Genomic DNA, 22,778 nt, shown 5'->3' with positions numbered 1-22,778 from the left:
TAGGGTATATTTTATATATGGCAAAGTATTTTGAGTTTTGAAACCAACTCATTGATATTAAGATTTTTAATGTTTGTTATCAATATTGCTCATTTTAGGGACACATCAAAAACTCTTCCTTAAAATAGTTCAGGCTTTTAGAAATGTGAGTAAATGGATTTCATTGTAGCATATAATTCTGCAACTCGAATTCTTGCATGCTCATCAATAATGTTTTTCAATAGATTCTATGCATAAATTAATAAGAAATTGTCGAGCCGATTCGTTAAACATGTCTGTCTGTACTCTTAATTAAGAACGACTTATAAGTTATTCACATAAAATATATGCTGTTTATTTCATAACTTATATTATGATTATTTTATTCAACCTTCTATTTTAAGAAATTGATTTTATTAAATTTTAATGACTATTTTATCTTTATTAAAATGGTATTTATTATTCTAGTAAAATAATAAATGTTTTAACGTTGTATTAACCTCTTGATAAAAAGTAAATTTTAATAATACCATATATACTTACGTGGGAGTAAAGATTTTCATAACGTTAATTCCCTTAAAATCATACGTAGGGATTTGGTTTTGTTTGTGTACATGATGTAAAATAGAAATAAGCGGGTTGATAAATGCTTTTAGATAGCAAAGAAAAATTTATTTCCATTAAATTAATATTTCGATTTATTTTTATAATAGTTTTTACTCAATTATTGACAGCTTGTGCTAACCCAATAATGCAACTTTCAACAAAAAACGTTGGTAATAGTAAAGTTGTAAAAGCTAAAGCTATTTCTGTGCCTGAAAGAATTTTAAATGGACAGAATAGATTAAAAAACAAAGTTGCAAAACGAGTTGTTGTCGGTAAGCCTTATCAAATAAAAGGAAAGTGGTACTATCCAGAAGCTGACCCAACGTATCAGCGTGTTGGGCAGGCATCGTGGTATGGTTCATATTTTCATGGACGCTTAACTGCAAATGGTGAAGTCTATAATATGAATCTTTTAACTGCAGCACATCCTACTATGCCATTACCTAGCTATGCTCGCGTTACTAATTTGAAAAATGGATCTTCTATCATTGTTAGAGTAAATGATCGTGGTCCTTACATAAAAAATAGAATTATTGATCTATCAAAACAAGCTGCAGCAATGCTTGGTTATTTAAATCAAGGCACAGCAGATGTTAAAGTAGAATATATTTCTGAAGCGCCTATTAATAATTATGATAGCGAATATTTAATGGCTTCTTATAACCCTGGAAATTATAATCCATCTATGCTTATGGCATTATCAGAGACCGTAGAAGCACAAAAAGATATTAAATTGTTTACTGTTAATGCGAATGATTATTATACGAATAATCAAAAGAAAAAAAATGAGACTATTTCAATAAGATTGCCGGAAATTGGTCCAGTTTTGCTTGATAAACCTACATCATTCTATCAAATTGCTTCTATTAAAAATGGTGTTTAAAGTATTTTTATAATCTATCAACACTTTATTAAAAAAAGAATAAACCTTTTCTTGTCTAATAACTGCTTTATGTTGATTCTAAAAGAGAGGGAGAATCAGCATGTATCTGCTATTGAAGGTTTTATTTTCCTTAATTTGGATATTAATATTCAATGAACAAGGACAAACAAAAAAATTTCAAACATCCGCATTACAATTACTGATATTGGATGACAATACAGATACAATACTTTTTGAAAAACAAAGTGATGTTGTTTTTTTTCCTGCTTCATTAGCAAAATTAATGACAGCTGAAGTGGTTTTTTATCAACTCAAAAAAGGACTTTTGAATAAAACACAAAAATTTAAGGTTAGTGAAAATGCTTGGCGAAAAGGAGGAGCGCCTTCTGGTGCAACTACTATGTTTGCAAAGGAAAAGACGGAAATTAGTGTTTTTGATCTTTTACATGGCCTTGTTATTGTTAATGGAAATGATGCAGCTATTACTCTTGCTGAAGGAATAGCTGGTAATGATGCTAATTTTGCAAAATTGATGAATAAAAGAGCTAAAACGCTTGGATTGCTAAACAGCCATTTTGTTAATGCAACAGGGCTGCCTGAAAAAGGACAATTTACAACCTTACGTGATATAATTACATTAGTACGCCATATTGCTCGTGAATATCCTGATTACTATGCTCTTTATCGTGAGCCTAATTTTACTTGGAATAAGATTACTCAGCGTAATAAAAATTCCCTTATTTTTCAAGAAAATGATGTAAAAATAGAGGGGCTAGGTTTTGGTTATAGTGAAGAAGTAGGTTTTTCAACTGTTATTTCTGCTTATAATAATCAGCAACGTATTTTTCTTGCAATTAACGGTCTGCAAAATAAACAAGAGCGTACAAAAGAAGTAAAGCGCATTCTTGAATGGGCTATGACAGCTTTTGATCTTAAAACAGTTTTTACAAGAGATGAGACGGTTGGTTATGCTTCTGTTTATGGTGGAGCAAAAAATTCTGTCCCGCTTATTGTTAAAGAACCAATAAATTTTATGCTTTTAAAGCAAAAAAATTTTAATGATGTTAATGCAATAATTCAGTATCATGGTCCATTAAAAGCTCCAGTCACTCTAGGACAAAAAGTTGGTATTATTCAAATTTTTTCAGATAAACAACTTCTTGTTGAAAAATTAATTTGGGCTGGAGCAGATGTTCAAAAAGGAAATTTTTTTGCAAAAGTAAAAGACGCATTTTATGAAATAACAATTGGATGGTTACGAAAATATTTATAATGAGTAAACATGCACAAAAATAAGGAATTAAGAGATTCATACATGTCAGGCTACTTTATTACATTTGAAGGAGGAGAAGGTGTAGGAAAAACAACTCAAATTTCTTTGCTTTCTCAATATCTAGGTAGAAAAGGTTATGATGTTATTATAACACGTGAACCTGGAGGAACAGCAGGGGCAGAAGCAATACGCTATATTTTATTATCAGGTAGTGTAGCACAATATGGACCATTTATTGAAACGTTTTTATTTACAGCAGCACGTGCCGATCATGTTTCTGAAATCATTATACCTTCTTTGCAAGCTGGAAAAATTGTTTTATGTGATCGGTTTATTGATTCTACACGTGTTTATCAAGGAATAAATAATAAAGTGGATGCACATATTTTTTCTATTTTAGAGCATATTGGTATGAAGGGAATAAAACCTGATTTAACGTTTTTATTAGATATACCTACAAAACTTGGTATAGAGCGTGTAAACTTACGAAGAAAAAGAATAGAAAAAATTGATTATTTTGAAAAAGATGATCTCGCTATTCAAGAGCAAAGACGTCAAGCTTTTCTTGAATTAGCAAAACATGAACCTCATAGATTTCAAGTTATTGATGGGACATGTGCAGTTGAAGTAATTGCGGATCAGATAAAAGATATTTGTCATCAGTTATTACCGGCTTTCTCATGAATGATGTAAATTTTTTATGTCAATATGATGATATTGACGGTATTTTACCACCTTCACAGAATAACATCCTCATTGGCCATGAAGAGGCTCGCCATTTTTTAGAGCAAATGCTTAGAGAAGGGTGGTTGCATCATGCACTATTATTTGAAGGGGAACGTGGGATAGGAAAAGCAACGTTAGCATTTCACTTTGCTTGGAATATTTTAAACTCTCAAAAAGATAAATTTTCACAACCAGAACAAGATTCAATTATATGGCGCCAAATTAAGCAGGGTACTCATCCCAGTATTATACATGTCTCACGTCGTTTTAATACAAAAACAAAAAAGTTCAAAACAGGTATTACAGTTGATGATATCCGCGATATCAAGCATTTTTTAAATCAAACGTCTCAAGATAGCTTATGGCGTATTATCATTATTGATTCTGCAGATGATATGAATAAAAATGCTACAAACGCTATTCTTAAAATGCTTGAAGAACCTCCAACAAAAACTTTATTTATTATTATTTCGCATTCTTTAGGAAAGTTGCTCCCAACAATTCGTTCACGTTGTCAAAAAATCTCTCTAAGACCTTTACATAATGATGAAATGCAAAAAGCTATTTTACATTTTTTTTCCAATCAGGTATTAACTAATCCGAAAAATATTGAAACAATTATTCACAAATCTCGGGGGAGTCTTCGAAAAGCAGCATTGCTTCTTTGTTATGATGGGCTTGAAGTTATTCAAACTATTAATCAACTCTTAGAGCAATCTATTTGTAATCCGGTTATTGTGCATAATCTTGCTCAAGTGCTTTCATCATCTGATGCGGAGATACAATTTCAACAGTTTTGCAATGAAATTCTTGATATAATTCACAAAAAAGCTCTTAAGTTAGTAGAAGAGGGAGCTATTCATTTATCAAAAAAGTATGCGCAAACGTGGCAAGATATTTTTCAAGAAATGATAGAAATACAATCATTTAATCTTGATAAAAAGCAATTTGTGATTAATCTTCTTTTTAAAATTCATGAGATTGTTTATGAAAATAAGTTTTTTCCGTGACAATGTTATGAGCAAACATTATGTCACTATATTCTTTGGTTGTATTTTACAATGGGTATAATTATGCGTGACATATACTATATAACGACTCCAATTTTTTATCCCAATAGTGCTCCGCATATTGGACATGCCTATAACGCAATTGTAAGTGATACTTTGGCTCGTTTTCAAAAAGCTGATGGAAAAAATGTATTTTTTCTATCTGGTACGGATGAACATGGTCTAAAGATGCAACAAACAGCAGAAATGTTAAATATAACACCTCAACAACTTGCAGATCGCAACAGTGCCGTTTTTCAAAAAATGCTTGCAGTGCTTAATTGCTCCAATAATGATTTTATTCGCACAACGGAAGAACGGCATCATAAAGCTTGTCAAGAACTTTGGAAAAAAATGGAAGCTAAAGGTGATATTTATCTTGGTTGTTATGCTGGTTGGTATTCAGTTCGTCAAGAATCTTACTATGAAGAGAAAGATACTGAAATTGACCAAGAAGGAATTCGTCGTGAGAAAGAGTTAGGATCTCCAGTTGAATGGAATGAAGAAGAAAGTTATTTTTTCAGACTTTCACGTTATGAAAAAGCACTTCTTCAATATTATGAAAAATATCCTGATTTTATTGGGCCTAATGAGCGACGCAATGAAATTATAAGTTTTGTTAAATCAGGCCTGAAAGACATTTCCATTTCACGAACAACTTTTGATTGGGGCATTCGCGTTCCGGGAAATCCAAAACATGTAATGTACGTTTGGGTTGATGCACTAACAAATTATCTTACTGGAATTGATTTTTTTAATGAGACGTCAAAAAAACGTAATTTTTGGCCTGCAGATGTCCATATTATTGGTAAAGACATTACTCGTTTTCATGCAATTTATTGGCCAGCATTTTTAATGTCTGCTGAAATTGAATTACCTAAACGAATTTTTGTACACGGATTTTTACTTAATCGCGGTGCTAAAATGTCAAAGTCTATTGGAAATGTAGTTGATCCTTTTGAAATGGTTGATCGTTATGGTCTTGATCAAGTACGTTATTTTTTTCTTCGTGAAATACCATTTGGACAAGATGGTAGTTACAATCATGATAATTTTGTAAATCGCATTAATGCTGATCTTGCTAATGATCTTGGTAATTTAGCGCAGCGTTCTTTATCTATGGTTGAAAAAAATTGTAATATGAAAATTCCTACGCCAGCTGCATTTCTAATTCAAGATGAACAACTGTTGAAACAATCTTTTCAAGTGCTTGAAGTTGTTCGCCAAACTATGTCAAATCAGGCCCCACATTTAGCACTTTCGGCTATTTTTTCAGTTGTAGCAGATGCCAATCGTTATTTTGCTAATGAAGAGCCTTGGAGTTTGCGTAAAAATAATCCAGAAAGGTTTTTTACAGTCCTCTATATAACTTTAGAGGTTTTGCGGCGAGTGGGGATCATGCTTTTACCTTTCATTCCACAATCAGCAACTAAACTTCTTGATAGTCTTGCAATTGCTGAAGAGGATCGATTATTGCATCATATTAGTGATTTAAGAATTAAAGAAGGGACAGTACTTCCAATACCAGCACCAATTTTCCCTCGTTATATTTCTAAAGAAAGCTGATATTAACTAATGCTAATTGATACGCACTGTCATCTTGATTTTGAGGATTTTTCGCAAGACTTGAATGGAATTATTCAGCGAGCTCTAGCTGCTAATGTTGGACGCATGATAACAATTTCAACACATGTTCATAAGCTGGATAAGCTTTTAGAAATTACACAAACTTATGATCAAGTCTTTTGTTCTGTTGGAACTCATCCTAACTATGTACATGAAGAACAAAATATTCAAGTTGAAAATCTTATTCATTTATCAAGGAATCCTAAAATCGTTGCATTTGGTGAATCTGGACTTGATTATCATTACAATTATTCTTCGCCTCAAGAGCAAAAGAAAAATTTTATAAAGCATATTATTGCTTCTCAAGAAACACAATTACCTCTTGTGATTCATTCGCGCAATGCTGATTTAGATATGGAACAAATATTACGTGAGAAAATAAAAGAAAAATGTTTTCCATTTATTCTTCATTGTTATTCTTCTGGAATGCAACTTGCTCATGCCGGTATTGAACTTGGTGGCTATATATCTTTTTCAGGTATTCTCACTTTCAAAAATGCTTCTGAAATTCGTGAAATAGCGCAGATTGTTCCTCATAAGCGCCTATTGATTGAAACAGATGCTCCGTTTTTAGCACCTGTTCCTTATCGCGGTAAAACAAATGAGCCATCTTTTTTGTATCATACAGCTACTGTTCTTGCTAAAACTATTAATTTAAGTATTGAAGAAACAATACAAATAACAACGCAGAATGCTTTTCGTTTGTTTAGTAAAATGAAATAGAGCAAAAAATGTGTCATCGATACCGTTTTACAATATTGGGTTGCGGTTCATCACCAGGAGTACCACGTCCTAATGGCTATTGGGGAGCTTGTGATTCAAATAATTCTAAAAATAAACGCTATAGGACTTCTTTATTAGTTGAACGAATTCATAAATTAGGAATGAAAACAACAGCCATTATTGATACTGGTCCAGATTTTCGTTCACAAATGATTAATGCGCGTGTTAGCCATCTTAATGCTGCTGTTTATACGCATTTCCATGCAGATCATACTCACGGTATTGATGATTTACGCAGCTATGCCCTCGCACAAAAATGTTTAATAGATATTTATGCAGATGCTTTTACATTAAAACACCTTAATAAAGCTTTTGGTTATTGTTTTCAAACCCCAAAGGGATCACATTATTTACCTATTTTAAAAGAAAATCTTATATGTGAAAACAGTGAGTTTACAATTCAAGGGGAGGGTGGAGACATTATTTTAAAAGCACATTTACAAATTCATGGAGCCACTCATTCTTTGGGTTTTCGTATTGGTAATGTTGCTTATTGCACAGATGTTAACGAATTTCCTGAAAAAACACTATCAGGTCTTATGAATTTAGATGTTTTAATTATTGATGCTCTTCAATTTGAGTCTCATCCAAGCCATTTTTCAGTTGATCAAGCATTATACTGGATAAAATATTTAAAACCAAAACGGGCTATATTAACACATATGGATAACTCGCTTGATTATAATGATGTTGTAAATTATGTCCCAGCACATGTTGAGCCAGCTTATCAAGGACTTACTTTTGAAACAAATGTATTATAAGATGGATATTTATAAATTATCGCATAATATATATTATGGAACTTTAATTCATTAAAATTAACATAAGAATAATCGCTCTCTTATTTTTTCTTATTTTTTACGCCTAATTTTGGAAAAAATTGCATAACAGCACCAATACAATAAATGTAAAAACCAGAGATTGAAATTCCAATTTTAATCCAATTGGGAGCATTTAGCTGGTAAAAAAGTGCAGCTATACCAAAGCAGCACCATATAAGAAAAATTAAAAAATTAAGTACACGTAATCGGATAACTCTCACTGGATGGATAAAGTAAATAGGTAAAAAAGATACAATTGCCGATAAAGAAATAATAATGAAGGCAACATATTCTCCCGGTCTTAGTACAAAAAGCATAAAAACTATCATATTCCAAACTACAGGAAATCCTTTAAAAAAATTTTCTTCAGTTTTCATTCCAGTATCTGCGTAATAAATAGCTGATGAAATGACGATAATGGCGCTTAATATAAATGATAATCTAGGATTCATAAAACCACTTTGATAAAGCGCAAATGCTGGAATTAAAACATAAGTTATATAATCAATAATATTGTCCAGTATTTCACCAGACCAGGTTGGAAGTACACATTTTATGTCTAATTTACGTGCAATTGGTCCATCAATACCATCAACAAAAAGAGCAAGTCCAAGCCAGAAAAACATAGAGACCCATTCTTTTTCGGATGCAGATATTAGAGAGAGAAATGCCAAAAATGAGCCTGAGGCTGTTAATAAATGAACAGAAAATGCTTTTACTTGCAATACTGTTATTATTTTTGGATATAAGCTATCCTCATTGATTTTAGTCTTAGGTTTCAAGGTTTTCTATCCTAATTAGAGCTTTTCTTTATTTTTTAAAATGCTATCTCTGTTTATTTTATGACTGATATCTAAAAAGAGTACAAGATAATTACTTTATATTTATTTAGGTAATATAATAAGATATAATTTATGTGAAGATGCTATAACGATTAATATTAAAAAGGCTTAAACAATCTTGATATCTAAAAAAAATATGCATCAAAACATTGCTGTCATTGGTGCTGGCCAAATCGGTATGTTGGCAGCACTTAATCTTGCTCATAAAGGGCATTCCGTATCTCTGATTGGTCCGCCTGCTAAAAGAGATGAACTACGAACAACTGCTATTATGATGCCTACAATTCATATGTTGCAAGCTCTCAATATTTGGGATACTCTTAAATGTCATGCAGCAGCCTTATCTTCAATTAGAATTATTGATACAGCATCTCGAATTATACGAGCCCCTACCGTAAACTTTCGCTCCATTGAAATTGGTGAAAAAGCTTTCGGTTATAATATACCTAATTTAAAATTAAATGACGCTTTAATCAATACTATCAAACACACACCAAATATTAAAAGGTTTTTTTCTTTAGTAAAAGACTTTAACCATCAAAAAGATCATATTTGCATTATTCTTGAAGACGGACAAGTTATTAAAGCGCTACTCGTCGTTGCTGCTGATGGACGTTCTTCTCCAACAAGAGCAGCAGCTGGAATTAATATCAAACAATGGAATTACCCACAAATAGCACTTGTTTTCAATTTTTTACATAATTTACCTCATCAAAATATATCAACTGAATTTTATACAAAAGATGGTCTTTTTACGCAAGTTCCTTTACTAGGCAATAAATCTAGTCTTGTGTGGATTGGTAACCCCTCTCGTGCTAAAGAGCTTTTGAATATGGAATTAGAAGGGGTTGCAAAAATGATTGAAAATCAAATGCAATCAATTCTTGGTGAAATAAAAATAGAAACTAAGATTCAAACATGGCCTCTTTTAGGTCTTATTCCTGATCTTTTTGCTGCTAATGGAATAATTTTAGTTGGTGAATCAGCTCATGTTTTTCCTCCTATTGGTGCACAGGGATTTAATTTAGGGATACGTGATGTTCAAACCTTGGTTGATCTTATACCCGATGAAATATCTACTGCTTCTTTAAAAGAAATTACTGCGAATTATAATCAACATCGTAAATCTGATATATTTATTCGAAGTGGTTTCGTTCATATACTTAGCTATGCTTTACTCTCCAATATGTTACCTGTTCATGTTTTACGCAGTGCTGGGCTTGAATTGTTACGTAATTGCTCACCATTACGTCATTTATTTATGAGAGAAGGAATGGATTATGGTTATGGCTTTAAAACAATTATGAATATGCTTACAACCAAATCAGATAATAATTAAATTATTGAATAATGAAGAAATATATTTTACTCGTCTAAATACAAGTCTAACCATATAAAAATGAAAATCTTTAACTTTTTCTCATTATTAATATAAGTTTTAAAAGCTAGAAAATGTCTAAAAAGTTTTTTTATGAATAAAAACTAATATATAAAATGCGCGCGCATTAAAATAAACGCTCATACAATTTGTTAAAACGAAAATAATCTCACTTATTCTATAAACAGTATTGAAAATAAAATATTAGGGAACCCATTAAGAATAAAAGGGTTAAGTTAGTATGAACGTAAATATTTGAGGAAGTTTTTCCCATCAATGGGACGCAAACAATGAAATTAAATAAAAGTTTGAGATTAACTATTCTTTTTATGGTAATTGTTTGTATTTCGCCTACTGTTATCGCTTTACCAATAAATATTTACTACGATCCCTGTTATCTAACATCCAAATATATTTTCTTTCAAAAAACAAGCAAAGTAGGAAAAAATTCTTTTACCGCTTCACAAATCAGAAATCATCTTACAGAAAATGGTTTTAAAAATATTAAACGGTTACGTTTAGATGATAAAGGTATTTGGCGCGCTTTAGCAGAATTTAAAAACTGTTATTTTCTTATATCTATTGATTATTCTGGAACAATAAGCATTCAAAATGAAAGCAAAAAATATGATTAATTTAAAAGCTTATAGTGATATTAATTCAGAAAATTATGGAAGAAGTTTTTTGAAAAGAATTTATTATTATATTAAAGATTTAGCATTGATTGGAGCCCTCAATGGTAGTTTATCAGGAGCAATTGCAGCAATTCTTGCGAATTATGGCTATATTTCTCTTCCAGGATTTGGTCCAATTATCGCAATAGGTATACGCCTAACACTTCCCGCCGGAATAATAATTGGTGTTACAATAGGATTAATAATAGGTATCATTATTAGTATTATTTTTAATTTTTTAAATATTTGCAAGTTTTGTGATGATAAAATTTAGTTATTTATATTATATATGAATTAAAATATACATTAATTCTTTTCTTTATAGTATCATTATAGATCTTTATTTAAATTATCTCATTATATCTTGCAAACATGTTAATTGATATTTATTGAGGCATTATGCATTTTCTGTATTTTCTCGTAGCAAATGTTATAAAATATTAACAACTCTCCCCCCCTTTCCTATTTTCTAATATCCAAATTTATAATCAAGATTCAAAAGTATTATTATATTGATGATGCTTATTCATTTTGATAAAAATATTTAAAACAATTTAATTAAAATGTTTAGAAATAAATTTAGGTCATTGACCTTTTAAAAGAACCTTGTAAAAAGTATATTACTCTTTGAACAAGGTTGTATTTACTTTGGAGGGGTGGTCGAGTGGTTTAAGGCACCGGTCTTGAAAACCGGCGTGCAGGGAACTGTACCGTGGGTTCGAATCCCACCCCCTCCGCCATAGCGCTTTTATCATGCTATAACTTATTGATTTTACATGTGTTTTTTAAAGTGCGGGATACCAAAATAAGGATTAGGAAATAGAATCTCATATTCTCTTCCAAAATCTATTACGAATCAATCCCGTTTTTTCAGTGTAACCTAAAGTTCCTTAAGTATACAAAACGTATAGGCGTGAAAATCAATACTGCCATCTTTTCTTATCATATGCTGTTGCCGCGGTTTATTGATTATTTCACGTGGTGCGTCATTATCTGTTTTTTTCTTTTTTTAATTAACTTTAATCCAGAAAAGTGCTTCAATTAATGTTTCAGCCGAGGCATTGCCTTCAAAATGTATTCTGGAAAGTAAATCAGGCAAAAAACGCCGTACCGTTTTGAATTTAAAATCAAGCTCATTAAAGTAAACATTATTAGCAGGTCGAACAAGTGATGTCACATAATTTACAGCATGTTTCAGTACATATTCGGGAATGATATTGAAGATATTATCACGAATATCAGTATCAGGGAACTTGTCGTCAAGGATCATCTGACATGCTTTTACCAATATTTCTTCTGTAAGATCCAGATCTTTAAGTATTCATTGGCGGTTCTGTTTATTTACCTGAATCGTTTCATTGAACAGATCTCAGAGTGTGTTTCAAGTAATTTAAGTATATCACTCTACGCCGTCACCTCCATACAGCAGAAGAATGCAACAAGCGTAGCCAGTTTTCTTTTTTCTGGTAAACGCTGAAGTGTTGTTGTTTTGGCCGTTGAGGCATAACGTGCCAAAGCAGCAATACGGGTATCGAGACATAACATCCCTTCCCTCTATACCAAAATAGTGGATAAAAAGCACCTAGCAATAGAATCAATAAAAAACTTCAAAAAGGTTCAGAATGGAACAGAAAAAACATAATAAAATCAATGGAACTAAAAATCCCTAACTTTTAGATAACCTGTTGATTTTATTTAAATATGGTGAGCGCGCAGGGATTCGAACCCTGGACCTACTGATTAAAAGTCAGTTGCTCTACCAGCTGAGCTACGCGCTCCCCAAACAAGTTAACCCTGTTTACGGAAATTGGACCGAACATACGATTGACTCTTCATTTGGTCAATACTTTATTAAAAAAATATTATTTTCTAATTTTATTTATTTCTTATAAGTTTTTTTCATTCTCTTTTTTAATTTAGAAGATAAATTATAATATTATATTAATTGCTAGGAAAATAGCTTAAATATGTATTAAGCATCATATCAAAAATATTCTAGAGATAAATTTCATTGTAATTAAACAATAAGGAAAACATTTATCACTAACGGGAAAAAGATTATAAATTTATATTATAAAATTATCATAAAAAAGTTTTAAATAACTTTATAAAAAATTCTAAAGTCTTTAAATATTTAATTTCTTTTTTGGCTAAAATACAGAAATAATGAATCAAATGAGATCTTCATTAGAGAATTTGCAGGAGTTATTATGGTAGCGCCTCGTATTAGTTTTGTTTCTCTCGGTTGTCCAAAAGCACTTGTAGATTCTGAGCGCATTATTACACGTCTTCGTTCTGAAGGTTACGAAATCTCAAATAAACATAAAGGAGCTGATTTAGTTATTGTTAATACCTGTGGTTTTATTGATTCTGCTCGAAAGGAATCATTAGCCAATATTGATGAAGCTATCAAAAATAATGGAAAAGTTATTGTAACGGGATGCCTTGGTGCTGAGCCTAATATTATTCTTCAAGCACATCCTAATGTATTAGCTATTACTGGACCACAAGATTATGAAAGTGTTATACGAGCGGTTCATACAGTAATACCTCCAGTTCATGATCCTTTTTTAGATTTAGTACCTCCGCAAGGTATTCGTTTAACACCTCGCCATTACGCTTATTTAAAAATTTCTGAAGGATGTTCTAATCGGTGTAGCTTTTGTATTATCCCTACTCTGCGTGGTAATCTCATCTCACGTCCTATAAGCGATGTTCTTCGCGAGGCAGAAAAACTTGTACTAGCAGGTGTAAAAGAGCTTTTGGTGATTTCTCAAGATACTGGCGCATACGGGATTGATCTTAAATACGCTGCAAGTGTTTGGCAAAATCGCGTTATAAAAACAAAATTTTTAGATCTTTGTCGAGAATTAGGGGAAATGGGGATTTGGGTGAGAATGCACTATGTATATCCTTATCCTCATATTGATGAAGCTATCGAGCTCATGGCTGCAGGAAAAATTCTTCCTTATCTAGATATTCCTTTTCAGCATGCATCACCAAATGTTTTACGTAATATGAAACGTCCTGCTCATGTCGAAAAAATAAGTCGTAGAATTGAAAGATGGCGAGAAATTTGTCCAGATTTAACGTTACGTTCAACATTTATTGTTGGCTTTCCAGGAGAAACTAATGAAGATTTTAATATGCTTCTTGAATGGTTAGAAGAAGCAAAAATTGAACGTGCTGGCTGTTTCAAATATGAAGCAGTAAAAGGTGCTGTAGCAAATAATCTTGGATTAGAAAATATTGCAGAAGAAGTGAAAGAAAAGCGTTGGCATCGTTTTATGACAAAACAACAAAAAATTTCCGCACATCTTTTAAAGAAAAAAATTGGAAAAAGACTTCAAGTTCTGATCGATGAAACACAAGGTAAAATCGCTAAAGGCCGTAGTAAATATGATTCTCCAGAAATAGATGGCATTGTGCATATATCATCTCGAAAACCACTGCGTATAGGTGAATTTGTTACTGTTAAAATCGAGCAATCAGATTCTTATGATCTTTATGGCAACGTAATTTAAAAATATTAACAATTTAAACTTATTTTATTAGTAGCTTATAATTATAATAAATTTTTAAAAGAAAAAAGTTTTTTATCAAGCAAATGACTAGGACGAACATTGGTCAAGGCGCGAATCATGGTGTCTTTACGCCCAGGCATTTTTCTTTCAATATCATTGAGCATTTTTTTCATCGCATTGCGCTGTAAACCATCTTGACTCCCGCAAAGACTACAAGGAATGATAGGGAATTGCATCGCTTGGGAAAATTTCTCCATATCTTCTTCAGCAGCATAGATAAGAGGACGTAAAACAAAAAGATCTCTCTCGTCATTTATAAGTTTTCCAGGCATAGCTGCTAATCGTCCGCCATGGAATAAATTCATAAGAAATGTCTCTAAAACATCATCACGATGATGCCCAAGCACCAAAGCAGAACATCCCTCTTCACGCGCAATACGATATAAATGTCCACGTCGTAACCGAGAACAAAGTGAACAATATGTTTGTGTTTGTGCTAATTTATCTGTAACAATTGAGTAAGTATCTTGATACTCAATGCGAAATGGAATCTGATAATAATTTAAAAAATCAGGAAGAATATGCTTTGGAAAATTTGGCTGACCTTGATCAAGATTACAAGCTAAAATGTCAACAGGTAGAAGACCTCGCCATTTTAGATCAAGTAAAAGTGCTAGTAAACCATAAGAATCTTTTCCACCTGATAATGCAATAAGCCATTTTTTTCCTGAAGAAAGCATAGCAAAATCATCTAACGCCTGCCGTATATGGCGCAAAAGCCGTTTACGTAATTTATTAAATTGTACAGTTGAAGGTGCAACTCGGAACATCGGATGACAATCATCAATTTTTTCTTCCGAAGAATCGCTTGTATCCATATTTTTTTTCATTACACAAAATTTGATTAAGGTTTAATTTATAATATCATAACTCTGTATGTATAATGGCCTAATCCTCCAATGATAAATCATAACGCAGTAGTGGACATAACATAGTCTAAGTCTATGTTAATCAATTTGTACGTTTGAATTATACAAATAAAAAACACTAAAGCGCGTTGCTATAGAAAATAAGAATAAATCACACTTAGCTTATAGTATTGAAAACATTGCTGCTGCTAATAAATAAAAAATAGCATAACAGTTTTTAATATATAGCGAAAATTAAAACAATGATCTCTGTATTAAAGCCTAACGAGAGTAAAACTCAACAACTAAATTGGGTTCCATATGAACAGCATACGGAACATCTGCAAAAGCAGGTATACGGGTAAAGGTTGCTTTCATCTTGTTATGATCTACATCAATATATTCAGGTACATCACGCTCAGCTAATTGTACAGATTCCAAAACTAAGACAAGTTGTTTTGATTTTTCACGGACCTCAATCACATCACCTGGTTTACAACGGTACGATTGAATATTTGTACGACGACCATTTACATTAACATGACCATGATTGATAAATTGACGAGACGCAAAAATGGTAGGCACAAACTTTGCACGATAAACAATAGCATCCAAACGTGACTCTAGAAGACCTATAAGATTTTCACCAGTGTCACCACGGCGACGAGCGGCCTCTTCATAAGTTTTACGAAATTGCTTTTCTGAAATATCACCGTAAAATCCTTTTAGTTTTTGCTTAGCGCGCAACTGAACTCCATAATCAGAAAGTTTTCCTTTACGGCGTTGACCATGTTGCCCAGGACCATATTCACGACGATTCACTGGAGATTTTGGACGCCCCCAGATATTTTCTCCCATACGGCGGTCAATTTTATGTTTTGTTGTTTCGCGCTTACTCATCGCATTTCCTTTAAATAAAAAATTAAATCTTAAGGAAACGCACCCTCCTCTGTTTTCAAAAAAGAAAACTGACAGAATAATTCATGCATTAATTGCAAAATCATCCACGGGACACGTCAACTAGTGATTGTTCTCAGAAAAAACACTTCGATTTCTACTTATCTTACAATTTAAAGTCAACTCCCTTCATTACTTTTAAGTGAAATTTTTGCAATAAATTCTCAGTTGCAGGACTTATATTTTGTGATGTAAACAAAGCGAAATCTGTATGTTTCTTCATATTCTTATTTTGGATATTGATTGGTAATAATGATCTTATATGTTTAGCTATAGCTTTAGCTGGATCGATCCAATCAACGGGCCATAAAGCTTGTTCACGAAATAAGTTAATCAGAAAAGGGTAATGCGTGCAGGCCAATACAACAGTATCAGTTAATTTACCATTTTTTTCAATAAAACATGGCAAAATTTCATGGTGTAATTCTTCATGATTGATAGGATAACCATGTAAATAACTTTCAGCAAATCCTGCCAGCTTTTCACTTCCGACAAGCTGTACATGGCATTGACCAGCAAAAGAATTGATTAATTCATGTGTATATGCACATCTAACTGTGCTAGGAGTTGCTAATACTGAAATAACACCAGATTTTGTTTGTTCAGCTGCTAATTTAATTGCAGGGACAGTTCCTACAAAACGAATATTTGGAAATGCTCGTCGTAAATCTTTTATCATTAATGTAGAAGCTGTATTACACGCAATCACACATAAAGCAGGATTATAAAGTTCTAAAAGATATGTAAAAATCTTTAAAATACGGCGTTTTAAAATCTCTTCTTCCCAAATTCCATAGGGAAATCCTTCATTATCAGCAATATAGATAAATTGGTATTCGGAGACAAAAAGGCGTACTTCTCTTAATATCGTCAGTCCACCAATACCACTATCAAAAAAAAGAAGAGATTGTTCACTCATTAGGTATTCACATTTGTTTTAATTTTTTGCGGTCACGCCCTTCGGGGGCTCCACTCCCTCGTGGAAATTTAGGAGAAAAATGATCCAGTGAAGATATAACACCTCGTAGGAGCTGAATTTCAGATTCACTAAAATTTGCGCGTGTAAAAACAGAGCGTATATTGGTAACCATTACTTCTTTACGTTCTTGAGGTCTAAAATATCCACGAACATCCAGAGCATCTTCCAACTGTGACAAAAAACCATGAAGTGTTGCTTTATCAGCTGGTTTGAGCTCTACTGCACGAAAAGCTGTATCATTCGAATCTTCCAAACCTGATTTCATCCATTCGTAAGCTATTAATAAAACAGCTTGAGCTATATTAAGTGATGCGAAAGCAGGATTAACTGGAAAAGTAATAATCTCGTCAGCAAGGCTAATTTCATTATTTTCCAATCCCCACCTTTCTCTTCCAAATAAAATACCTGTTTTATGACCAATATTCTCATAACAACGCAAAATATTTGCAGCTTCCACGGCGCTTTTAACAGTTTTAAAACCACATCTTTCACGTGCTGTTGTAGCGTAAACATAATTTAAATCTGCAATTGCATCGCATAATGTATCAAATATTAGTGTATCATTAATGATATGATCTGCTTTGCTGGCTGTCGCCCTAGCTTTTTCATTTGGAAATATTTCTCGTGGTTTAACAAGTCGAAGCTTCGATAAACCAAAATTAGCCATTGCTCTCGCTACCATACCAATATTTTCTGATAATTGTGGCTCAACTAAAACAATAATTGGGCCATTCATTACATTTTGACCTTTTCTATTTGTTCCGGCCATTCACTTCACCAGTCTTCATAAATTATGCCTTCATTATTTTTTAATAAATATTTCATGAAATAACCTTATTGAAGGCAACCATAATTAATTTATTTTTGCAAATGATGCTATTCTATTGATTGAATAATCAATAGAAATAATGAATTTTTAAAGAAAAATAACTAAAATATTTATAATAATAATACCTTATTACAAAGACGTTATTTAAACACTAAGATAACATTAGTATAATTCTTCAATTATTATCTGAGTTGAATTAAAAGATCATACACTTTAATAAAGGCTGTATGCTCTTTGTTTCTAAACTTCATCCTGCAAAACTCATTTGTCGTTATAAACGCTTCCTTGCTGATGTCAAAAAAAGTGATCAACACATCTTTACGGTTTCTGTTCCTAATACTGGTTCGATGCTTGGATTAACAACTTCTGATTCTAATGTTTGGCTTTCATATAGTGATACCCCAAAACGGAAATACCCATATCGATTAGAAATTGTGGAGGCAGATAATACCTTAGTTGGTATTAATGCAACTTTAGCAAATAAACTTGCTCTGGAAGCAATTCAAAATGGGTTATTGCCTGAATTTAGTGATTATAAAACAATTTTAAGCGAACAATGCTATGGGCAATCACGTATTGATTTTCTCTTACGTAATAATGATTTGTCTGAATGTTATTTAGAAGTAAAAAATGTCCATTTCATACGACAAAAAGGTTTAGCAGAATTTCCCGATACCATAACGAAACGTGGTGCACGTCATCTTGAAGAACTTATAAAAATTGTGCAACAAGGAAAACGAGCTGCTATGCTCTATGTAATTCAACGAGAAGATTGTTCAGCTTTTACAGTTTGTCATGACCTTGATCCCATTTATGGATGTAAATTTGATTTAGCACTAAAATCAGGGGTAGAATTTTATGCTATAAAATGTCACGTAAGTGTTGAGGGTATTTTTCCGATTCATCAAGTAAAGATAGAAAATAGAAAAAAAAATGGTTAGTTATGTTGAATATAATAAAGCTCCCTTAAGATTTAATGGACAAATCCGTATTTTTGATGATTACGCTTTTTCTCAAATGCGTAAAGTTGGTCGTATTGCCGCAGAATGTCTGGATGCTCTCACTGATATTATTAAGCCTGGTATTACAACACGAGAAATTGATAACTTTGTTTTTGTTTTTGGGGCTGAGCAAGGTGTTTTACCCGCTGATTTGAATTATCACGGATATGGGCATGCATGTTGTACATCCATTAATCATGTTGTTTGTCATGGCATACCAAATGAAAAACCCTTGCAAGAAGGTGATATTGTCAATGTTGACGTCACATTTATTCTTAATGGTTGGCACGGAGATTCGAGTCGTATGTATCCCGTTGGACAAATCAAGCGTGCTGCAGAACGCTTAATACAAGTAACGCATGAAAGCCTTATGAGAGGAATAGCTATAGTAAAACCTGGAGCAACTACAGGTGATATTGGTGCTACTATTCAACATTATGCAGAATCTGAACGATGCTCCGTTGTAAGAGATTTTTGTGGACATGGAATTGGCCAACTTTTTCATGATGCACCAAATATTTTACATTATGGAAAACTAGGTGAAGGCGTAGAGCTTAAACAAGGCATGATCTTTACTATTGAACCTATGATTAATCTTGGCAAACCAGAAATTAAAATTTTATCCGATGGTTGGACTGCGGTTACCCGCGACCGTTCTCTGACAGCACAATACGAACATACAATTGGCGTAACAAGTGAGGGATGTGAAATATTCACTGAGTCTCCTAAAAATATTTTTTATACTTTAAATTCAAATAATTAAATAAATATAGAAATATCATGGCAAAAAAGACCGATAAAAATGTAAGCGCCAAAAACAGTCTCTTTGAAATAACATCAAGTGTTCCATCTCATCCAGTATCACAAACGAATAATAAAAAAATTAAGAAAAATTCAAAGATAAATAAACATTATCAAGGACATCGTGAGCGTCTTCGTAAACGCTATTTAAAGACGAAGGGTAACGCAATTGAAGATTATGAATATCTTGAACTATTGCTTTCTCGCACTATCCTTCGAGCTGATATAAAACCAATAGCTAAAAATTTACTAGCGAGTTTTGGTTCATTAGCTGATGTATTAAAAGCTGATATTCATCGTCTTCAAGAAATTGAAGGATGTGGTCCGGCTACTGCTATTGATCTAAAAATTATTTCAGATGTAGCGGGACGCTTAGCTCGTGCACAATTATATAAACGTGATATTTTTTCTTCATGGGATAAAGTATTAGCTTATTGCAAAGCTGTGATGGCTCATGAAACGCGTGAACAATTCCGTGTGTTATTTCTTGATAAAAGGAACGGTTTGATTTCTGATGAAGTACAACAAACTGGAACTATTGATCATACTCCTGTTTATCCTCGTGAAGTAATTTCTCGAGCTTTGGAATTATCGGCATCAGGATTGATCTTAATTCATAACCATCCTTCAGGTAATGCTTCACCTTCTAAAGCAGATATATCAATGACATATAGATTAAAAGATGCTGCAAATGCATTAGAAATTACTATTCATGATCACATTATTATCGCCCGTAATAATTATACAAGTTTTAAAGAGTTGAAGCTTATATAAAAACTCACTTAGAAATTAATTTCATTTAATTACAATTATGTATTAATTATCTAAGTCGATACTTAATATAGCCATGGAAAAATTGTAAGATACTTCACCCTCTTCTTCATCGCGATAAATAACACCTAAAAATTCATCTCCAATATAAACTTCGCAAGAATCATTTTTTTTAAGCCGAGCTTTTATTTGTAAGGATGAATTTTGAAATTTGGTTTTAAAATAACTATCAAGTTTTTTGATTTCATCAACATTCACTGCACTCTCCTCTATTTTGAGATGATCAACTTAATGCATTATTGTATCAATAATGCTGCTCTTATTACTATTTGTAAAGATAGAAGATTTAGTCTAAATCCTCAATCAAGTAATCCATATATAAGAAAGATTACTTTTTATAAACTTCATTAAATGATCTTTACACAAAATTTGTAATGCTAAAACTTATTTGATAAGCACGTAGCAGAAAGGCTTTTCGCTCCTATATAAATAAATAAAAACCAAGCGCTTATTACATCTTTCAGAGCTATTATGACAGATTACATATTTTATAAACATATCACGTATTGTTATTCATTTTTTATAAAATCTTACGAAAAATTTTTGTTGAGATTTTTACTCATTTCAATATAAAAAAATATAATTTATTCAATAAATTAGTATTATTGATATCCTAAAGTTAAAATTATAAATTCATTTTAAGTCCAGTATCATAAATTTTAGTTATTATAACTATTTGTAAATCTCATAATTGTGATTATTGTAATTTTTTTATAAAAGCTCGTATATTGCCTTTTATTAAAAGCGAGCAATTACATTGTGCATTAAAATATAAGACTTTGATAAGGATTCAAAAGAATAAAAATATCATTTATATATTTTCTCCTTTTATCAGTCTGTTATTACACATTCGCTGAAATTTTCCATTTCTTGTGGATTGTGTATTATTTGATAATAAAAATTGTATTAAGTGCATAATATATAGGTAGTGTATAGTCATAGGAAATGAGATCCATGTATGCTTTTAAATCTGAATTTTTGCGTATTATAAGCGAACGGGGATTCATCCATCAAATTTCAGATGAAAAAGGCTTAGATGACCTTTTTTTAAAGGAAACTGTAACCGCTTATATTGGGTTTGATCCTACAGCTTCGAGCTTACATGCTGGAAGTCTTCTTCAAATCATGATGCTTCATTGGTTGCAAAAAACCGGTCATCGCCCTATTGTATTGATGGGTGGTGGAACAGGTCTAATTGGTGATCCTTCCTTTAAAGATGAGGCTCGGCGTCTTTTAACACACAATGATATTTCTGAAAATATCATGAGCATTAAAAAAATATTTACGAGCTACTTAACATTCGGTGATAAAAAAACTGATGCATGTATTGTGAATAATGCTGAATGGCTATGTAATTTGAGCTATCTAGAGTTTTTGCGTAGTGTAGGGAAATATTTTTCAGTTAATCGCATGTTATCATTTGATTCTGTGCGACTGAGGCTCGAACGGGAACACTCTTTATCATTTCTTGAGTTCAATTATATGATTTTGCAAGCTTATGATTTTGTAGAGCTTAATAAACGTTACGACTTACGGGTACAAATGGGTGGTTCTGATCAATGGGGTAATATTGTAAATGGTATTGAATTAGGACATCGCTTGGGAACACCGCAGTTATACGCACTAACTTCACCATTGCTTACAACTTCTTCTGGTGCGAAAATGGGTAAGTCACTCAATGGTGCTATATGGCTCAATGCAGATATGCTTTCTCCTTATCAATTTTGGCAATATTGGCGTAATACAGAAGATCTTGATGTTACACGATTTTTAAAGCTTTATACTACATTGCCGCTGACCGAAATTGCCAAACTTTCTGCATTAAAAAGTACTGAAATTAACGAAGCAAAAAAGATTCTTGCAACGGAAATTACAGCAATGCTACATGGTCGTACTCTCGCAAATGAAGCCTTAGAAACCGCACGTAAAACCTTTGAAGAAAAAACATTTGGAGAAAATCTTCCAAGTATTAAAATCAATGCTACAGAATTAAAAGTAGGAATTGGATTGCTTACTCTTTTAGTGCAAGCAGGACTTGCTAAATCAAATAGTGAAGCACGCCGATATGTTCAAGGCGGCGGTATACGTGTAAATGATCAAATTATTGAAAATGAAACACACCTTATTGTTGAAAAAGATGTCAATGTAGATGAAGTAATTAAGTTGTCTTTTGGTAAGAAAAAACATGTTTTAATTAAGCCAATATAATTATTTATAACTATTTTAGTTATATGAGATAATTTTCTAGATTGATAAATAAAAAAACTTATATTTTAAAATGAATATCTCTAATTCATTTTTGATTATA

The 22,778-nt window shown here is 32.2% G+C and carries 22 protein-coding genes and 2 tRNA genes; 16 read left to right on the top strand and 8 right to left on the bottom strand.

Translation table 11 applies throughout. The annotated features are described in order from the left end of the window. Positions 1 to 625: 625 nt before the first annotated feature. The 7 genes from B11cv2_RS03205 to B11cv2_RS03175 all read left to right on the top strand — a co-directional run bounded on the left by B11cv2_RS03205 (position 626) and on the right by B11cv2_RS03175 (position 7,686). On the top strand, positions 626 to 1,468 hold the full coding sequence (locus tag B11cv2_RS03205; RefSeq protein WP_100693286.1) for a septal ring lytic transglycosylase RlpA family protein: 843 nt from the start codon (positions 626 to 628) through the stop codon (positions 1,466 to 1,468). A 100-nt stretch (positions 1,469 to 1,568) separates the two neighbouring features. Then, the gene (locus tag B11cv2_RS03200) at positions 1,569 to 2,741 is read left to right on the top strand and encodes a D-alanyl-D-alanine carboxypeptidase family protein (RefSeq protein ID WP_100693285.1); all 1,173 of its coding nucleotides are present in this window, start codon (positions 1,569 to 1,571) and stop codon (positions 2,739 to 2,741) included. A 42-nt stretch (positions 2,742 to 2,783) separates the two neighbouring features. Then, on the top strand, positions 2,784 to 3,425 hold the full coding sequence (gene tmk, locus B11cv2_RS03195) for a dTMP kinase (RefSeq protein ID WP_100693284.1): 642 nt from the start codon (positions 2,784 to 2,786) through the stop codon (positions 3,423 to 3,425). Continuing rightward, the gene (locus tag B11cv2_RS03190; protein ID WP_100693283.1) at positions 3,422 to 4,477 is read left to right on the top strand and encodes a DNA polymerase III subunit delta'; all 1,056 of its coding nucleotides are present in this window, start codon (positions 3,422 to 3,424) and stop codon (positions 4,475 to 4,477) included. The genes tmk and B11cv2_RS03190 overlap by 4 nt, the downstream gene beginning before the upstream one ends. Before the next feature lie 63 nt (positions 4,478 to 4,540). Next, positions 4,541 to 6,082 (top strand): methionine--tRNA ligase, encoded by a 1,542-nt coding sequence (metG, locus tag B11cv2_RS03185; protein WP_100693282.1) that lies wholly within the window; start codon positions 4,541 to 4,543, stop codon positions 6,080 to 6,082. A gap of 9 nt (positions 6,083 to 6,091) precedes the next feature. After that, entirely contained in the window at positions 6,092 to 6,865 is a 774-nt protein-coding gene (locus B11cv2_RS03180; RefSeq protein ID WP_100693281.1) for a TatD family hydrolase, read from the top strand. Positions 6,866 to 6,873: 8 nt separating this feature from the next. After that, entirely contained in the window at positions 6,874 to 7,686 is an 813-nt protein-coding gene (locus tag B11cv2_RS03175; RefSeq protein ID WP_100693280.1) for an MBL fold metallo-hydrolase, read from the top strand. Between the two features lie 80 nt (positions 7,687 to 7,766). Here the strand turns inward: B11cv2_RS03175 and pcsA are convergent, their stop codons facing one another. Continuing rightward, positions 7,767 to 8,528, bottom strand: coding sequence for a phosphatidylcholine synthase (pcsA, locus tag B11cv2_RS03170; protein WP_100693279.1), 762 nt, complete (start codon positions 8,526 to 8,528; stop codon positions 7,767 to 7,769). Between the two features lie 178 nt (positions 8,529 to 8,706). Between pcsA and B11cv2_RS03165 the strand changes: the two genes are divergently transcribed. The 4 genes from B11cv2_RS03165 (at position 8,707) to B11cv2_RS03150 (ending at position 11,380) form a co-directional block, all read left to right on the top strand. Next, positions 8,707 to 9,927, top strand: a complete 1,221-nt coding sequence (locus B11cv2_RS03165) for a UbiH/UbiF family hydroxylase (protein ID WP_100693278.1) — start codon at positions 8,707 to 8,709, stop codon at positions 9,925 to 9,927. 329 nt (positions 9,928 to 10,256) lie between these two features. Continuing rightward, the gene (locus B11cv2_RS03160) at positions 10,257 to 10,601 is read left to right on the top strand and encodes a hypothetical protein (protein WP_100693277.1); all 345 of its coding nucleotides are present in this window, start codon (positions 10,257 to 10,259) and stop codon (positions 10,599 to 10,601) included. Next, a complete protein-coding gene (locus B11cv2_RS03155) occupies positions 10,579 to 10,914 on the top strand; it encodes a hypothetical protein (RefSeq protein ID WP_100693276.1) in 336 nt (111 codons plus the stop codon). The genes B11cv2_RS03160 and B11cv2_RS03155 overlap by 23 nt, the downstream gene beginning before the upstream one ends. 376 nt (positions 10,915 to 11,290) lie before the next feature. Then, positions 11,291 to 11,380: transfer RNA gene (locus B11cv2_RS03150), tRNA-Ser, on the top strand. Positions 11,381 to 11,649: 269 nt separating this feature from the next. On the opposite strand, the gene B11cv2_RS03145 is transcribed toward B11cv2_RS03150, so the two are convergent. Together B11cv2_RS03145 and B11cv2_RS03140 are read right to left on the bottom strand one after the other, a co-directional pair. Beyond that, a complete protein-coding gene (locus B11cv2_RS03145) occupies positions 11,650 to 11,910 on the bottom strand; it encodes a hypothetical protein (protein WP_100693275.1) in 261 nt (86 codons plus the stop codon). Between the two features lie 432 nt (positions 11,911 to 12,342). Then, positions 12,343 to 12,418, bottom strand: a tRNA-Lys gene (locus B11cv2_RS03140). A gap of 432 nt (positions 12,419 to 12,850) precedes the next feature. Here B11cv2_RS03140 and rimO point away from each other — a divergent pair. After that, complete coding sequence (gene rimO / locus B11cv2_RS03135; protein ID WP_100693274.1) at positions 12,851 to 14,164, top strand: 30S ribosomal protein S12 methylthiotransferase RimO; 1,314 nt, start codon at positions 12,851 to 12,853, stop codon at positions 14,162 to 14,164. Positions 14,165 to 14,205: 41 nt separating this feature from the next. Here rimO and ttcA read toward each other — a convergent pair whose 3' ends face one another. The 4 genes from ttcA to B11cv2_RS03115 all read right to left on the bottom strand — a co-directional run bounded on the left by ttcA (position 14,206) and on the right by B11cv2_RS03115 (position 17,777). Continuing rightward, entirely contained in the window at positions 14,206 to 15,054 is an 849-nt protein-coding gene (gene ttcA, locus B11cv2_RS03130; protein ID WP_100693273.1) for a tRNA 2-thiocytidine(32) synthetase TtcA, read from the bottom strand. 300 nt (positions 15,055 to 15,354) lie between these two features. Beyond that, positions 15,355 to 15,972, bottom strand: a complete 618-nt coding sequence (rpsD, locus tag B11cv2_RS03125) for a 30S ribosomal protein S4 (RefSeq protein WP_100693272.1) — start codon at positions 15,970 to 15,972, stop codon at positions 15,355 to 15,357. A gap of 163 nt (positions 15,973 to 16,135) precedes the next feature. Continuing rightward, on the bottom strand, positions 16,136 to 16,948 hold the full coding sequence (murI, locus tag B11cv2_RS03120) for a glutamate racemase (protein ID WP_100693271.1): 813 nt from the start codon (positions 16,946 to 16,948) through the stop codon (positions 16,136 to 16,138). 7 nt (positions 16,949 to 16,955) lie between these two features. Then, positions 16,956 to 17,777 carry an RNA methyltransferase gene (locus B11cv2_RS03115; RefSeq protein ID WP_100693270.1) on the bottom strand — a complete coding sequence of 274 codons (822 nt, stop codon included), beginning with the start codon at positions 17,775 to 17,777 and terminating at the stop codon, positions 16,956 to 16,958. 287 nt (positions 17,778 to 18,064) lie between these two features. On the opposite strand from B11cv2_RS03115, the gene sfsA reads away from it, so the two are divergent. From sfsA to radC, 3 genes are read left to right on the top strand one after another with little or no spacing between them, the layout of a single operon-like run. Next, complete coding sequence (gene sfsA / locus B11cv2_RS03110; protein ID WP_078673755.1) at positions 18,065 to 18,778, top strand: DNA/RNA nuclease SfsA; 714 nt, start codon at positions 18,065 to 18,067, stop codon at positions 18,776 to 18,778. After that, positions 18,771 to 19,601 (top strand): type I methionyl aminopeptidase, encoded by an 831-nt coding sequence (gene map, locus B11cv2_RS03105; RefSeq protein ID WP_100693269.1) that lies wholly within the window; start codon positions 18,771 to 18,773, stop codon positions 19,599 to 19,601. The genes sfsA and map overlap by 8 nt, the downstream gene beginning before the upstream one ends. Before the next feature lie 17 nt (positions 19,602 to 19,618). Next, positions 19,619 to 20,413, top strand: a complete 795-nt coding sequence (radC, locus tag B11cv2_RS03100; RefSeq protein ID WP_100693268.1) for a DNA repair protein RadC — start codon at positions 19,619 to 19,621, stop codon at positions 20,411 to 20,413. A gap of 42 nt (positions 20,414 to 20,455) precedes the next feature. On the opposite strand, the gene B11cv2_RS03095 is transcribed toward radC, so the two are convergent. Next, a complete protein-coding gene (locus tag B11cv2_RS03095; RefSeq protein WP_100693267.1) occupies positions 20,456 to 20,668 on the bottom strand; it encodes a DUF3126 family protein in 213 nt (70 codons plus the stop codon). Between the two features lie 756 nt (positions 20,669 to 21,424). On the opposite strand from B11cv2_RS03095, the gene tyrS reads away from it, so the two are divergent. After that, positions 21,425 to 22,678, top strand: a complete 1,254-nt coding sequence (gene tyrS / locus B11cv2_RS03090) for a tyrosine--tRNA ligase (protein ID WP_100693266.1) — start codon at positions 21,425 to 21,427, stop codon at positions 22,676 to 22,678. Positions 22,679 to 22,778 lie beyond the last annotated feature (100 nt).

It is taken from the genome of Bartonella sp. 1-1C (genome assembly GCF_002810325.1).
GTDB classification, from domain to species: Bacteria; Pseudomonadota; Alphaproteobacteria; order Rhizobiales; family Rhizobiaceae; genus Bartonella; species Bartonella rochalimae.
This window is presented reverse-complemented; position numbering and strand designations above follow the sequence as displayed.

What these genes read in the sequence shown, in the direction of transcription:
- B11cv2_RS03205 (WP_100693286.1), top strand. Translation starts at nt 626, where the DNA reads ATGCTTTTAGATAGCAAAGAAAAATTTATTTCCATTAAATTAATATTT.
- B11cv2_RS03200 (WP_100693285.1), top strand. Translation starts at nt 1,569, where the DNA reads ATGTATCTGCTATTGAAGGTTTTATTTTCCTTAATTTGGATATTAATA.
- tmk (WP_100693284.1), top strand. Translation starts at nt 2,784, where the DNA reads ATGTCAGGCTACTTTATTACATTTGAAGGAGGAGAAGGTGTAGGAAAA.
- B11cv2_RS03190 (WP_100693283.1), top strand. Translation starts at nt 3,422, where the DNA reads ATGAATGATGTAAATTTTTTATGTCAATATGATGATATTGACGGTATT.
- metG (WP_100693282.1), top strand. Translation starts at nt 4,541, where the DNA reads ATGCGTGACATATACTATATAACGACTCCAATTTTTTATCCCAATAGT.
- B11cv2_RS03180 (WP_100693281.1), top strand. Translation starts at nt 6,092, where the DNA reads ATGCTAATTGATACGCACTGTCATCTTGATTTTGAGGATTTTTCGCAA.
- B11cv2_RS03175 (WP_100693280.1), top strand. Translation starts at nt 6,874, where the DNA reads ATGTGTCATCGATACCGTTTTACAATATTGGGTTGCGGTTCATCACCA.
- B11cv2_RS03160 (WP_100693277.1), top strand. Translation starts at nt 10,257, where the DNA reads ATGAAATTAAATAAAAGTTTGAGATTAACTATTCTTTTTATGGTAATT.
- B11cv2_RS03155 (WP_100693276.1), top strand. Translation starts at nt 10,579, where the DNA reads ATGAAAGCAAAAAATATGATTAATTTAAAAGCTTATAGTGATATTAAT.
- B11cv2_RS03145 (WP_100693275.1), bottom strand. Translation starts at nt 11,910, where the DNA reads ATGATCCTTGACGACAAGTTCCCTGATACTGATATTCGTGATAATATC.
- rimO (WP_100693274.1), top strand. Translation starts at nt 12,851, where the DNA reads ATGGTAGCGCCTCGTATTAGTTTTGTTTCTCTCGGTTGTCCAAAAGCA.
- ttcA (WP_100693273.1), bottom strand. Translation starts at nt 15,054, where the DNA reads ATGAAAAAAAATATGGATACAAGCGATTCTTCGGAAGAAAAAATTGAT.
- rpsD (WP_100693272.1), bottom strand. Translation starts at nt 15,972, where the DNA reads ATGAGTAAGCGCGAAACAACAAAACATAAAATTGACCGCCGTATGGGA.
- murI (WP_100693271.1), bottom strand. Translation starts at nt 16,948, where the DNA reads ATGAGTGAACAATCTCTTCTTTTTTTTGATAGTGGTATTGGTGGACTG.
- B11cv2_RS03115 (WP_100693270.1), bottom strand. Translation starts at nt 17,777, where the DNA reads ATGGCCGGAACAAATAGAAAAGGTCAAAATGTAATGAATGGCCCAATT.
- sfsA (WP_078673755.1), top strand. Translation starts at nt 18,065, where the DNA reads ATGCTCTTTGTTTCTAAACTTCATCCTGCAAAACTCATTTGTCGTTAT.
- map (WP_100693269.1), top strand. Translation starts at nt 18,771, where the DNA reads ATGGTTAGTTATGTTGAATATAATAAAGCTCCCTTAAGATTTAATGGA.
- radC (WP_100693268.1), top strand. Translation starts at nt 19,619, where the DNA reads ATGGCAAAAAAGACCGATAAAAATGTAAGCGCCAAAAACAGTCTCTTT.
- tyrS (WP_100693266.1), top strand. Translation starts at nt 21,425, where the DNA reads ATGTATGCTTTTAAATCTGAATTTTTGCGTATTATAAGCGAACGGGGA.